This window comes from Kitasatospora sp. NPDC097605 (assembly GCF_040302725.1).
Lineage (GTDB): Bacteria > Actinomycetota > Actinomycetes > Streptomycetales > Streptomycetaceae > Kitasatospora.
In genome coordinates this window covers 1-12,079 of the sequence record NZ_JBEOSF010000010.1, presented here as the reverse complement: position 1 = coordinate 12,079, position 12,079 = coordinate 1, and the positions used below count along the sequence as shown (strand labels likewise).

Genomic DNA, 12,079 nt, shown 5'->3' with positions numbered 1-12,079 from the left:
TCAGGGCGTCATCGCGTCCCGGACCAGCGCGGTGTCGGTGAACTGCTCGAACCGCACGATCCGCCCGCCGCGCACCGTGAAGTGGTGCACCACCCGCACCGCCAGCGGCCGCCCGGTGGCCTTGTGCACCGCCGTGTACCGGCCCAGCACCACCACGTCCTCACCGGCCACCACGTACCGGTCGTCGTGCACCGTCCAGTCCTCCCACTCGGCGGCCAGCCGCTCCATCACCGCGCCGGTGACGCCCTTCGGCGTCCGGTAGGTGCCGGCCAGCGGGAAACCGGCCATCTCCGTCCACTCCACGTCGTCGGCGAGGGTGGCCCGCAGCGCCCCCAGGTCGCCGCGGGCCGAGGCCAGGTACAGGCGGCGGACCACGTCGGCCGGGGCCTCGGACTCCGCGAACGCCGCGTCGGAGCGCGGGATCTCGATCATCGCGCTCAGCCCCAGCTCAGCTCGCCCTTGGCCACCTTCGTCCCGAGGTCGACCGCCAGCCGCATGCCGAGGTCCGGGAAACGGCGCTCCAGCGCCTCCTTGGCCGCCGCCGCGTCCGCCGCCCGGCCGATCTCCGTCTCGAAGGCCCGCAGGTACTCCCGGGTGTGGTCGATCGACGAGGTGTCCGTCGGCGCGTCCGCCGTCCGGTGCCCGGCCACCACGAACGCCGGCTCCAGCGCCGCCATGCCGTCCAGCAGGTCGATCCAGGCCGCCCGCTGCTCCGGCGTCGGCGTGTCGGCCGTCCACACGTGCAGCCCCTGGAACAGCAGCACCCCGCCGAGCACCGTGCGGTGGTGGTGCTGCCACAGGTAGTGCCGGTCCGGCAGGTGGAAGTCCGCCCCGCGCAGCTCGAAGCGGTGGCCCTCGAAGACCAGCTCGTCGGCGTGCAGCACCTCCGGGCGCACCAGCCGGGTCGGCAGCTCCGGGCCCAGGTGCGACCAGGCACGCACCTTGGCGTCGAAGGTCTCCTGGATGTGCTGGACGGTCGACGCGGTGGCCAGGAACCGGGCCTGCGGGAAGACGTCCTGCACCTCCTGGGCGCCGAAGTAGAAGTCCGGGTCGCCGTGGCTGACGAACACCGTGGTCAGCCGCTTGCCGCCGGCCTTCACCCGCTCCGCGATGCGCCGTCCGTCGGACCGGGTGAAGCCGGCGTCCACCAGCAGCGCGTCCTGCGGCCCGGTGACCAGCACGGAGGTCTTGTTGAGCGAGCTGTCCGGGGTGTCGATGACCTCGAAGTCGAGGGCGCTCATGAGCCTTGTCCTTCCTCGGGACCGGGAGCCGGGCGCGTACGCGTGCCCCGTCGCCCAGCATCGGCGACCCGCCGCCCGCCCGCACCCCGGGCCGGGGAGCAGGGGCCGGGAACACGGGCCGGGAACACGGGCCGGGCGGGGCACGTTCGAGCGGTCATGACCAGTGACGACGCCGCCGCCGGCGCACCCGGGATCCTCCGCTACGCCGCCTTCTCCGCCGACCCCGAGGGCGGCAACCCGGCGGGCGTGGTGCTCGACGCCGCCGGACTGTCCGACGAGCGGATGCTCGCCGTCGCCGCCGAGGTCGGCTACTCGGAGACCGCCTTCCTCACCCCCGACCCGGCGGGCGGCTACGCGGTGCGCTACTTCAGCCCGCTGGCCGAGGTGCCGTTCTGCGGCCACGCCACCGTCGCCTCCGCCGTGGCGCTCGCCGAACGGGTCGGCCCGGGGCGCTACCTCTACCGCACGGCGGCGGGCGAGGTGCCGGTCGAGGTCACCGAGGGCGCGGACGGCGCCCTGCGCGCCACCCTCACCAGCGTCGAGCCGCACGTCACGGAGGCGGGCGCGGCGGACGTCGCCGAGGCGCTCGCCCTGCTCGGCTGGGCGCCCGGGGACCTCGACCCCGCGCTGCCGCCGCGCTACGCCTACGCGGGCGCCCGGCACCTGGTGCTGGCCGCCGCCACCCGCGAACGGCTGGCGCGGCTCGCCTACGACTTCGACGGCCTGGCCGCCTACATGGCCGCCCGTGACCTGACCACCGTCCAACTGGTCTGGCGCGCCGCCCCCGACGTCTTCCACGTGCGCGATCCGTTCCCGGTCGGCGGCGTCGTCGAGGACCCGGCCACCGGCGCGGCCGCCGCCGCCTTCGGCGCCTACCTGCGCACCCTCGACCCCGCCACCGCCCCGGCCACCCTCACCCTCCACCAGGGCGAGGACCTGGGCCGCCCCGGCATCCTCCACGTCGACCTGCACACGGAGGCCCCGCGGGTGCGGGTCTCGGGCGCGGCGGTGGCCATCCCGTAGCGCGGCGGGCGGCTTCCGCCGCCTCCGCTGTCCAGACGCACTTCGGGTGGCCGTCGACCGGCAGCCTCCGCGTGGGGGTGTCGGGGCGGCGGCGGTTCAGCGGGCGGTTTCGGACGCCTCCACTGCCCAGGCGCACTTCGGGTGGCCGTCGACCGGCAGCCTCCGCGTGGGGGTGTCGGGGCGGCGGCGGTTCAGCGAGCGGCTTCCGCCGCCTCCGCCGTCCAGGCGCCCTCCGGGTGGCCGTCGACCGGCAGCCGGAGGCGTGGCTGCGCCCGCCAGCCGGGGGAGGCGTCCGGGGCCCATGGCCACCAGCGGTGGTTCCGGTCGGGCCAGACCAGCTGGAGCACCGGGACGGGGACGCGGCGGTAGAAGCCGACGGCCGTGCCGAGCAGGGCCTGGTGCCAGCCGGGTCGACGGGCTTGACCAGCAGCGGGTAGTCGTCGATCACCCCGCCGAGCAGGCAGTCCGGCTCGGCGGACGCGCCCTCGCGCAGCCGGGCCACGGCCTCGTTGAGCCGATACATCCGCTCGTGCGCGTCCAGGCCGGCCATGACCGGCTCGGGCACGCGGGAGGTGTGCCAGAGGCCCACGGTGAAGGCCCAGTCCGGGAGGCGTGGTGGCCGTGGGCCAGGACGTCCGCCGCGGCGCGCCGCCGGTGCCGGGGGACGCCGGGCCCACCGCCCCGGCGGAGCGCCGACCACAGCGGGCGGGCACGCTTCGGGCTGTCGGCGGCGCAGATCACACAGGGCAGGCCTCGGCAGCCACGGGGCGGGGGCTGCGCGACCGGGCCGTGCTGGGGAGGTGGGCGCCGAACACGCGGGTCACCCAGGCGTCGAGCCGGGCGCCGAAGGCCGCGGCCGAGCCGATCCCCGCGCCGGGGAGCACTCCGGCGTCGTCCGGCCCGGCGGCGTAGTCGACGTCGGCCCAGCCGCCCCGGAAGAGCACCACGGACAGCAGGGTGTCCGCCGGGCCGGAGAGCAGGACGCCCAGCGCGTCGGGATCAGCCACCCGCGACCGGTCCGTCTCCAGCCCGTGCGGCCCCGGCGCCGCGCCCTCACGCCATGTCACCCGCCCCACCGCCAGCCCGGCCCCGGCGGCCTCCCACCCGGGGCGCCGGGCGGCCACCTCGGCGGCTGCCTCGTCAAGGTCCACGACCGTCTCCATGGGTGGATCATGCCGCACTGCGCGGTCGCGCTGGCTGGGGGGCGGTCGTGGGTGCCGGGGTGGTGGCAGCTGGGTGTGGAAAATCGGTCGCGCTTCGGGGGGCGGTGGGGGAGGCTGCGCGAATGGATCATGGGAACGGGCGGACCGTCGGCGTCCACCTCACGTATGACGGCGGGTACCTCGGGCCGGTGGGGCCCTTCGAGGTGGGGGTGCCGTGGTGGTCGGCGGTCGGGGTGGTGGTGGAGCGGGTCTCGGCGGAGGTCGGGGTGCCCGTGGTGGTGGTCCGGCTGGTCGGGGTGACCGGCGGGGAGGGCGGTCGCGGCGGGCACACGGTGTACCACGTCGAGGCGCTGGAGCGCCCGGCCGGGCGGGCGGCGCGGCAGCCGGACGCCGGGACCGCGGCGCTGCTGGGGCCGGCCGAGCGGCGGGCCGGCTGGGCCACGCCGGAGGGGCTGCGGGCGGCCGTGGACTGGGCGGAGCGGGCGCTGACGTCGGCCGGACGGCCCGTCACCGGGCGCGCCGAGCAGGTCCGCAGCTGGAACCTGTCCGGGCTGTTCCGGCTGCCGACGGCGGCCGGCCCGGCCTGGCTGAAGGTGGTCAACCCGGCGTTCAACGCCCGGGAGGCGGAGGCGATCGCGCTGTTCGGCGCCGCCGACCCGGCCCTGGTGCCGGTGGTGCTCGCCGCCGACCCGGCGCACGGGCGGGTGCTGCTCGACGAGGTGCCAGGCGAGGACTGCTGGGGCCCGTCGGAGGCGGAGGTGGCGGACGTCGTGCCCCGGCTGGTCGCCGCCCAGGCGGCGCTCGCGGCCGACGGCCGGGCCGCCGCCGCCGGGCTGCGCGACCGCACCCCGCGCGCGCTGGCCGCCGCCGTGCCCGCGCTGCTCGACCGGCTCGCCGCCGGGGCGGAGCTGACGGCCGAGGAGCTGGCCGCCGCCCGGGCGCTGGCCGCGCGGCTGCCGGCCCTGGTCGAGGAGCTGACCGCGTGCGGGCTGCCGGAGACCGTGGTGCACGGCGACTTCCACCCCGGGAACTGGCGCTCCGGCGACGGCGACGGCGGCGACGGCGGGCCGGTCGTCATCGACTACGCCGACGCCTGCCTCGGCCACCCGGTGGCCGACGGGTGGCGGCCGCGCGCCTTCGTGGACGACGAGCGGTGGGCCCAGCTGGCCGGGGTGTGGGCGCGGGCCTGGCGCGAGCGGGTGCCGGGCTGCGCACCCGAGCGGGCGCTGGAGCTGGCCGGCCCGCTGGTCCACCTCGGCTACGCGCTGCGCTACCAGGAGTTCCTGGACCACATCGAGGACAGCGAGCGCCCCTACCACGAGGGCGACCCGGCGACGGAGGTCAGGAACGCCCTGGCGGCGCTCGGCTGAACCCCCGGTGCCGCCGGTGTCGCCGGCGCCGCGCCGGACGGGGCGCGGCGCCGACGGAGGGTCAGCCGGCCGGGCTGATCCGGCGCCCGTCGCGGGCGCCGTACAGGGTGAGCGCCTCGACCGGGCAGTAGTCGACGGCGTCGGCCAGCTCCGGGGTGAGCGGTTCCCCGGCGGCGCCGGTCGGCTGTTCGCGCAGCGGCCGGGCGAGGCCGTCGGCGCCGAGCGCCAGCGAGCCGGGCGCGGTCAGCGCGCACATGCCCGAGCCGATGCACCGGTCGCGGTCGACCTGGACGATCACCTCGGGGGCGGTCCCGGCCGTGTCGCGGCCCGTCACCACGCGACCTGGAGGCGCTGCGGGCTGCGGGTCAGCAGGCCGCGCCGCCACTCGATGGCGTCCTGCGGCGCGGTGAGCCGCAGCGCGGGCAGCCGGCGGGCCAGCCGGTGCAGGGCGAGCTCCAGTTCCATCCGGGCCAGCCAGGCGCCCAGGCAGTGGTGCGGCCCGGCGCCGAAGGTGTAGCTCGACGCGGCGAGCGGGGAGAACAGCTCGGTCAGCAGGTCCCCGGTGAACACCGCCGGGTCGCTGTTGGCGGCGCCGACGTCGGCGGCGACCACGCTCCCGGCGGGGATCCGCACCCCGCCGATCTCGACGTCCTCGACCGCCCGCCGCAGCAGGCCGGGCAGCACGTCGGCGTCGCCCAGCGGGACGGCGCGCAGCAGCTGCTCGGTGGCGGCGGCCGCGCTCTGCTCGTCGGCGGCCAGCTGCCGCCAGGCGTCCCGGCCCTCGCCGAGCAGGTAGACCAGGGCGTTGCCGAGCGAGGTCATGGTGGTCTCGTGCCCGGCCACCACCAGGCCGATGACCAGCGTGACGATCTGCTCCTCGGTGATCCCGGGGGTGTCGTCGGCGGCCGCGAGCAGTCCGCTGACCAGGTCGTCGCCGGGCGCGGCGCGGCGCTCGGCGATGACCTCGGTGCCGAAGCCGGCGAACTCCTCCATCGCGGCGCGGATGGCCTGCGGCGGGTACGCCGTGGTGGCCAGGGCGTGGTCGCTCCAGTGTTCGAGCCGCTTGCTGTCGAGCAGGTCCAGGCCCATCAGCCGGCTGATCACGGCGACCGGCAGCGGACGGGTGTAGGCGGCGACGATGTCGGCGGGCGAGCCCTGCTCGATCAGCTCGTCGATCAGCCCGTCGACGACCGAGGCCACCCAGGGGCGCCAGCGGGCGATCGCGCGCGGGGTGAAGGCGCGCTGCACGGTGCGGCGCAGCCGCTGGTGCTCGACGCCGTCGATGTTGAGCAGCGCGGTCGGGTCGTCGAGCAGGTTGGGGGCGCGGGTGACCGGCGGGGCGTCCGGCGCGTAGAGCGGGGCGCGGCCCAGGCGCGGGTCGGTGAGCACCTGTCGGACGTCGGTGTGCCGGCTGACCAGCCAGACCGGGGTGCCGGTGGGCAGGGCGGCCAGTCGGGGCGGGCCGGGTTCGAGCAGGCGCAGGCAGTGCAGCGGCGGCAGCGCGGCCGGGGCCGTGCCGGGGTGCGGGGCGGTACCGGTTCCGGCACCGGTGGCACTGTGATCGGCGGTCATCCGTTCTCCAGACTCCAGGGCGGTGGCCGCACGGGCGGCCTGCGGGGGGATGGATCCGGGTGGTGCGCGGGGGACGGGCGGGGTGGCCGACGGTGCGCCGGAGGGGCCGGGTTCCGCTCCGACCGTACGTGGACGACGGGCCGCCGTCAGCGTGGAATCCAGCCAACGCCCGGGCACCGAGGGCATGGTGAGGGCGCAGTGGCAGCCGGGGGCGCTCGACGGTGGCCGTGCGCCCCGCAGCGCGCCCCCGGGGTGGGCGCCGCGGCGAGCGTCCCCGGTGAGCCGGATCACCCGGGACGCTCCCCGACCCTCCGCCGGGCCGGGCGCTACGCTTCGTGGGCGAGTCACCCGACTCGTGTCGACCGACCGCGTCGACGCAGGTCACGCCGGTGCAGAGCGGCACCGGCCGACGGAGGTGGAACGGATGGCCCAGCAGGTCAAGGCAGTGATCGCACGCGCCAAGGGCGCGCCCGTGGAGGTGACGACCATCGTCGTGCCCGACCCCGGGCCGGGCGAGGCGGTGGTGCGGATCCAGGCCTGCGGCGTGTGCCACACCGATCTGCACTACCGCGAGGGCGGGATCAACGACGAGTTCCCGTTCCTGCTCGGCCACGAGGCCGCGGGCATCGTGGAGACGGTCGGCGAGGGCGTCACCGAGGTCGCGCCCGGCGACTTCGTGGTCCTCAACTGGCGCGCGGTCTGCGGCCAGTGCCGCGCCTGCAAGCGCGGGCGCTCCCAGTACTGCTTCAACACCCACAACGCGAAGCAGCGGATGACGCTGCTGGACGGCACCGAGCTGTCCCCGGCGCTGGGCATCGGCGCGTTCGCCGAGAAGACCCTGGTCGCCGCCGGCCAGTGCACCAAGGTGGACCCGGCCGCCGACCCGGCCGTCGCCGGGCTGCTCGGCTGCGGCGTGATGGCGGGCATCGGCGCCGCGATCAACACCGGCAACGTGGGTCGCGGTGACACGGTCGCGGTGATCGGCTGCGGCGGGGTCGGCGGCGCGGCCGTGCTGGGCTCGCGGCTGGCCGGCGCGTCGAAGATCATCGCGGTGGACATCGACGACCGCAAGCTCGCCACCGCCGAGAAGCTGGGCGCCACCCACACCGTCAACTCCAAGTCCACCGACCCGGTCGAGGCGATCCGCGAGCTGACCGGCGGCCACGGCGCGGACGTGGTCGTCGAGGCGGTCGGCCGCCCGGAGACGTACCAGCAGGCCTTCTACGCCCGCGACCTGGCCGGCACCGTCGTCCTGGTCGGCGTGCCGACCCCGGAGATGAAGCTGGAGCTCCCGCTGCTCGACGTGTTCGGGCGCGGCGGCGCGCTGAAGTCCTCCTGGTACGGCGACTGCCTGCCCTCCCGGGACTTCCCCATGCTGATCGACCTCTACCTCCAGGGCCGCCTGGACCTCGGCGCCTTCGTCAGCGAGACCATCGGGCTCGACGCGGTGGAGCAGGCGTTCGAGCGCATGCACCACGGCGACGTGCTCCGCTCGGTGGTGGTCCTGTGAGCGGGGGAACCCTGCGCGTCGACCGGCTCGTCACCGCCGGCACCTTCGAACTCGACGGCGGCAGCTGGGAGGTGGAGAACAACGTCTGGATCGTCGGCGACGACACCGAGGCCGTGGTGATCGACGCGGCCCACGACGCCGCCGCGATCGAGCAGGCGCTCGGCGGGCGCCGGCTGCTCGCCGTCGTCTCCACCCACGCGCACAACGACCACATCGACGCCGCCCCGGAGCTGGCCGCGCGCACCGGCGCGCCGATCCTGCTCCACCCGGACGACCTGCCGCTGTGGAAGCTCACCCACCCCGACCGCCTCCCCGACGGCGAGCTCGCCGACGGGCAGCGGATCGAGGTCGCCGGCACCGGGCTGACCGTCCTGCACACGCCCGGCCACGCCCCGGGCGCGGTCTGCCTCTACGCCCCGGACCTCGGCACGGTGTTCACCGGCGACACCCTCTTCCACGGCGGCCCGGGCGCCACCGGCCGCTCGTTCTCGCACTTCCCGACCATCATCGACTCCATCCGCGAGCGGCTGCTCACGCTGCCCGCGGAGACGGTGGTGCGCACCGGCCACGGCGACCCGACCACCATCGGCGCCGAGGCCCCGGCCCTGCCGGAGTGGATCGCCCGCGGCCACTGAGCCCGGCGCCCCCGGGGACCGGCCCGTGTCCCGGGCCCGGCGGTCGGCCGCCGGGCCCGGGCACGTACGATCGCGGGCATGGCCCATGACCCGCGCGCGCTCGACGACGCCTTCCTCGCCTTCTGGCGGGAGCGGCACATCTCCACCCTGACCACCCGGCGGCCGGACGGGTCGCCGCACGTGGTGCCGGTGGGGGTGACGTTCGAGCCGGAGCACGGCATCGCGCGGGTGATCAGCAGCCGCACCAGCCGCAAGGTGCGCAATGTGCTGGCGGCCGGGGAGGCCGGGCAACGGGTGGCGGTCTGCCAGGTGGACCGGGCGCGCTGGTCGACGCTGGAGGGCGTGGCCGTGGTCCGGGACGCGCCGGAGGCGGTGGCCGAGGCGGAGCGGCGGTACACCGAGCGCTACCGCGAGCCGCGGGTGAACCCGGACCGGGTGGTCATCGAGATCACCGTGGACCGGGTGCTCGGCCGGGCCTGAACCGCGGCCGGCGTTCCGTTTATCCGGTGTTGATCGTCACGCCGTACGGTCGGGCCATGAACGAGGGAACGACGGGGGACCGGGGCGTGCGGGCCCCGGTGGACGGCGGCCGGATGACGGCCGAGGACGCGGACCGGTTCCGGGTGCTGCTGGCCCGGCTGGAGGACTCGCTGGCGGCGGACCGCCGCACCGCGGTGGTGCCGGGCCGTGAGGGATGAGCGCCGCCCGGCCGCGCGCGTCGCGGTGCTGCCGCTCTGGCAGCGTGGCGCGCGGACGGGCGACTCGAATCGAACCGCGGTGCCCGGCGGGCTACTTGGTGAAGCGGACCTCGGGGAAGGCGGGCGAGGGCCGGTCGAGCAGCGGGGCCGGACGGCCGCGCAGGTGCCGGTCGAAGAACGCGCCCAGGTAGGCGCGGGTGGCGGCCAGCGCGCGGTTGCCGTCGATGGTGCCGAAGTTCTCCCGGTAGGCCTCCGGCGTCAGTTGGTCACGCAGGCCGAGGTTGTCGACCAGCCAGTGATCGTCGGAGAACGACAGGTGCCCGGCGGTGGACAGGTCCACCCAGTAGCGGGGGCCGGTGAAGCGCTTCCAGTTGTCCTCCCAGTTCTGGGTGGCCTCCGGTGAGGCGCCGACTCCGGCGCTGAACAGCAGGGCCGGGCGCCCGGTGTCGTCGCCGGCCGGGATCCAGATGCTGCCGTCCAGGTTGGCGGCGGCCTTGATCCGCGGGTCCTCGCGCATCGCCTCCAGGGCGGCCGCCCCGCCGAGCGAGTGCCCGGCGGCGCCGATCCGGGAGGCGTCCACGGTCAGGCCGCGGACCGGGCCGCCGCGCCCGGGCGCGGTGAGCCGGTCGAGCACGAAGCGCAGGTCGGAGGCCCGGGCACGGGAGGACTTGGCGCCGAACTCCGGGTCGCTGCCCTCCTGTCCGCAGGCCAGGCAGGACTCGATGCGGCCGCCCGGGAACTCCACCGAGGTCTCGTAGGTGGCGTCGACGGCGGCCACCGCGTAGCCCCGGGAGGCGAACTCCTCGCCGAGGGCGGTGAGCGAGGTGCGGCTCATGCCGAAGCCGGCGGAGAGCAGGATCAGCGGGTGCCGGCCGGCGGCCGGGCGGGCGTCGGCCACGGCATGGGTCCGGAGCGCGGCGGGCTGCTCAAGGCCGTACAGCGCCCGGGACAACTCCTTGGACACATAGGGCGCGTGGGCGCCGCGGGGCGAGTTCGCGGGGTACCAGAAGGTGACCATCAGCTCGCGGGCCGGTGCGTCGGCACGCCAGGGGTCGGGCCTGCCGGGGTCGACCAGGTGGGCCGAGGTCGTGCCGATCGGGCGGTGCGCGGTCGGTGCGGGAACGTACGGCCTGGCCTGGCCGGCGGTGCTGCTGGTGCCGGGGGGGCCCTCGGCAACGGCGCCGGTCGCGGCGGTGGCCGGACCGGCCAGGGCCAGGACCAGGGTGGTGGACACGATCGTCAGGGCGGCGGAACGCCACCGTCGGTTCTTCGACATGACGTCACGTTAGGTTCGGCGTGGGCCCCGGCACGTCGCTCCGCCGGGGGACCGCCGGTACGCCGCGAGGGGGAGCCGGCCCGGCCGCCGGAGCGCCGTCGGACCGGGGGCCGGCTCCACCTGAGGGTGTGCGCGGCCGGTCAGCAGTCGCAGCCGCAACTGCAGTCTCCGCAGTCGCAGCAGCCGCTGCAGCAGTCGGAGCCCTCCCCGCAGCACTGGCAGGCGTCGCAGCAGTTGCCGCAGTCGCAGCAGTCGTGCCGGGCGCAGAAGCCCTCGCGGCGCTCGCCGGTGAACGGGTGGTCGTGCTCGCAGCAGAGCAGCTGGCAGGTGCAGCCCATCAGCGCCCAGAGCGCGCAACCGGCCAGCAGGTTGCGGCGGTTGGGCGGCGGGCCGCCGGGCGGGGTGAAGCCGGGGCCCTGCGGGACCCACGGCGGGATCGGCGCGCCGGGGTGCTGCGGCGGGGCCTGGTTCGGGTCGTGCTGCGGCGGTGCCTGATACGGGTTGGCGGCCAGCGGGGCGCCGTCGCCGCCCTCGGCCCCGACCCGGCAGGCGGTGTGGCCGGGGTGGCCGAAGACCCGCTCGACGGCGCGCTCGGTCTCGTGCGCGAGCAGGACGTGCACCAGCGTGCGGTCGGCCAGTTCGACGTCCCGCAGCGCGAGCCGGATGCCGTGCACGGCGTCCCGGCAGAGCCGTTCGGCCTCGGCGCGGTCGGTGCCGGTCGCGGTCAGCGGGTTCCAGGCCCCGCTCGCGGCGTCCGCCTGCTCGTCCTCGGCGGCGTCCAGCAGGTGCGCGAGCCGGCCGAACAGCCGCCCGGCCTCGGCCAGCGGCGCCGCGTTGCCGGGCCGGCCGGCCAGTGCGGCGGTGTGCGCGAACGCGGCGGCGGTGGCGGTCTCGGTGGGCTCGGTGACCAGCAGCAGCGAGCCGCCGGCCGGCAGCGCGCGCTCCAGCTCCCCCTGCCGGGCGGCCGCGTCCAGCAGGACGGCGGTGTCGAAGCCGACCACCGAGGCGCTGCCCGCGCTCTTGCGGTCCCAGCGCCGGGTGACCGCCCGGGCGCCCGCCGCCACCGGCCGCCGGGCGAAGACGCCGTCCCGGTCCTCGACGTGGTCGCGGATCTTCACCGAGGCGAGCGCCAGCGAGACGGCGGCCGCCAGCTTGGCGCCCTCGCCCCGCGCGACCGAGGCCGTCCGCATGCCGCGCAGCGGGCACGGCCCCGCGGTCCGCCGTCCGGCGCCGTCGCCGGCGGTGGCCTGGGCCTCGACCAGCACCGAGATGATCAGCCCGTCGTAGTTGGTGGCGGTGCGCGCCAACTGCCCGTGGTCGTCCCGCAGGGCCAGGCAGAGCCCGCAGAGGTGGGCCATCCAGCTCGCCTGCAACCGCTCGGAGAGGCGGTGGCGGCAGGGTCTGATGATGCCGAACATGTGGTTCCCCCCGTGTCGCGCGTGGGCCACCCGGCCCATGATCGGGCACATCATATGATCGCCAACCCGGCTGCCCGGAACCACCGACCCGGCCGACCCGCTCCCGCTCCCGCCCGCCGCCGACGGGCCGCTCGGCGTCGAGATCACCGGCCTGCGGGTCCGCCACCGCCCCG

13 protein-coding genes and 1 pseudogene are annotated in these 12,079 nt (G+C 76.6%); 6 read left to right on the top strand and 8 right to left on the bottom strand.

Features of this window, described 5'->3' with window-relative positions; genetic code table 11:
* Both ABTX81_RS13800 and ABTX81_RS13795 read right to left on the bottom strand, forming a co-directional pair.
* On the bottom strand, positions 1-432 hold the full coding sequence (locus ABTX81_RS13800) for a nuclear transport factor 2 family protein (RefSeq protein ID WP_350544201.1): 432 nt from the start codon (positions 430-432) through the stop codon (positions 1-3).
* Between the two features lie 5 nt (positions 433-437).
* Entirely contained in the window at positions 438-1,241 is an 804-nt protein-coding gene (locus tag ABTX81_RS13795) for an MBL fold metallo-hydrolase (RefSeq protein WP_350544200.1), read from the bottom strand.
* Positions 1,242-1,397: 156 nt separating this feature from the next.
* Between ABTX81_RS13795 and ABTX81_RS13790 the strand changes: the two genes are divergently transcribed.
* Positions 1,398-2,264 carry a PhzF family phenazine biosynthesis protein gene (locus tag ABTX81_RS13790; RefSeq protein ID WP_350544199.1) on the top strand — a complete coding sequence of 289 codons (867 nt, stop codon included), beginning with the start codon at positions 1,398-1,400 and terminating at the stop codon, positions 2,262-2,264.
* A 191-nt stretch (positions 2,265-2,455) separates the two neighbouring features.
* Here the strand turns inward: ABTX81_RS13790 and ABTX81_RS13785 are convergent.
* Positions 2,456-2,964, bottom strand: a pseudogene (locus ABTX81_RS13785) (DUF4262 domain-containing protein).
* A gap of 37 nt (positions 2,965-3,001) precedes the next feature.
* Entirely contained in the window at positions 3,002-3,427 is a 426-nt protein-coding gene (locus tag ABTX81_RS13780) for a hypothetical protein (RefSeq protein ID WP_350544197.1), read from the bottom strand.
* 122 nt (positions 3,428-3,549) lie between these two features.
* Here ABTX81_RS13780 and ABTX81_RS13775 point away from each other — a divergent pair, with 122 nt between their 5' ends.
* Positions 3,550-4,797 (top strand): phosphotransferase, encoded by a 1,248-nt coding sequence (locus ABTX81_RS13775; protein ID WP_350544196.1) that lies wholly within the window; start codon positions 3,550-3,552, stop codon positions 4,795-4,797.
* Positions 4,798-4,858: 61 nt separating this feature from the next.
* Here the strand turns inward: ABTX81_RS13775 and ABTX81_RS13770 are convergent, their stop codons facing one another.
* A complete protein-coding gene (locus ABTX81_RS13770) occupies positions 4,859-5,131 on the bottom strand; it encodes a ferredoxin (RefSeq protein WP_350544194.1) in 273 nt (90 codons plus the stop codon).
* Positions 5,128-6,369 (bottom strand): cytochrome P450, encoded by a 1,242-nt coding sequence (locus ABTX81_RS13765; RefSeq protein WP_350544192.1) that lies wholly within the window; start codon positions 6,367-6,369, stop codon positions 5,128-5,130. Before ABTX81_RS13765 ends, ABTX81_RS13770 begins: the two co-directional genes overlap by 4 nt.
* A gap of 424 nt (positions 6,370-6,793) precedes the next feature.
* Here ABTX81_RS13765 and ABTX81_RS13760 point away from each other — a divergent pair, with 424 nt between their 5' ends.
* The 4 genes from ABTX81_RS13760 (at position 6,794) to ABTX81_RS13745 (ending at position 9,212) form a co-directional block, all read left to right on the top strand.
* Positions 6,794-7,879, top strand: a complete 1,086-nt coding sequence (locus tag ABTX81_RS13760) for an S-(hydroxymethyl)mycothiol dehydrogenase (protein ID WP_350544190.1) — start codon at positions 6,794-6,796, stop codon at positions 7,877-7,879.
* Positions 7,876-8,514 (top strand): MBL fold metallo-hydrolase, encoded by a 639-nt coding sequence (locus ABTX81_RS13755; protein ID WP_350544188.1) that lies wholly within the window; start codon positions 7,876-7,878, stop codon positions 8,512-8,514. The genes ABTX81_RS13760 and ABTX81_RS13755 overlap by 4 nt, the downstream gene beginning before the upstream one ends.
* A gap of 78 nt (positions 8,515-8,592) precedes the next feature.
* Positions 8,593-8,994, top strand: a complete 402-nt coding sequence (locus ABTX81_RS13750; protein ID WP_350544186.1) for a pyridoxamine 5'-phosphate oxidase family protein — start codon at positions 8,593-8,595, stop codon at positions 8,992-8,994.
* Between the two features lie 56 nt (positions 8,995-9,050).
* Complete coding sequence (locus ABTX81_RS13745) at positions 9,051-9,212, top strand: hypothetical protein (RefSeq protein ID WP_350544184.1); 162 nt, start codon at positions 9,051-9,053, stop codon at positions 9,210-9,212.
* Between the two features lie 91 nt (positions 9,213-9,303).
* Here ABTX81_RS13745 and ABTX81_RS13740 read toward each other — a convergent pair whose 3' ends face one another.
* Positions 9,304-10,488 (bottom strand): alpha/beta hydrolase family protein, encoded by a 1,185-nt coding sequence (locus tag ABTX81_RS13740; protein WP_350544182.1) that lies wholly within the window; start codon positions 10,486-10,488, stop codon positions 9,304-9,306.
* Positions 10,489-10,628: 140 nt separating this feature from the next.
* Positions 10,629-11,906, bottom strand: a complete 1,278-nt coding sequence (locus tag ABTX81_RS13735; RefSeq protein ID WP_350544180.1) for a DUF5685 family protein — start codon at positions 11,904-11,906, stop codon at positions 10,629-10,631.
* Positions 11,907-12,079 lie beyond the last annotated feature (173 nt).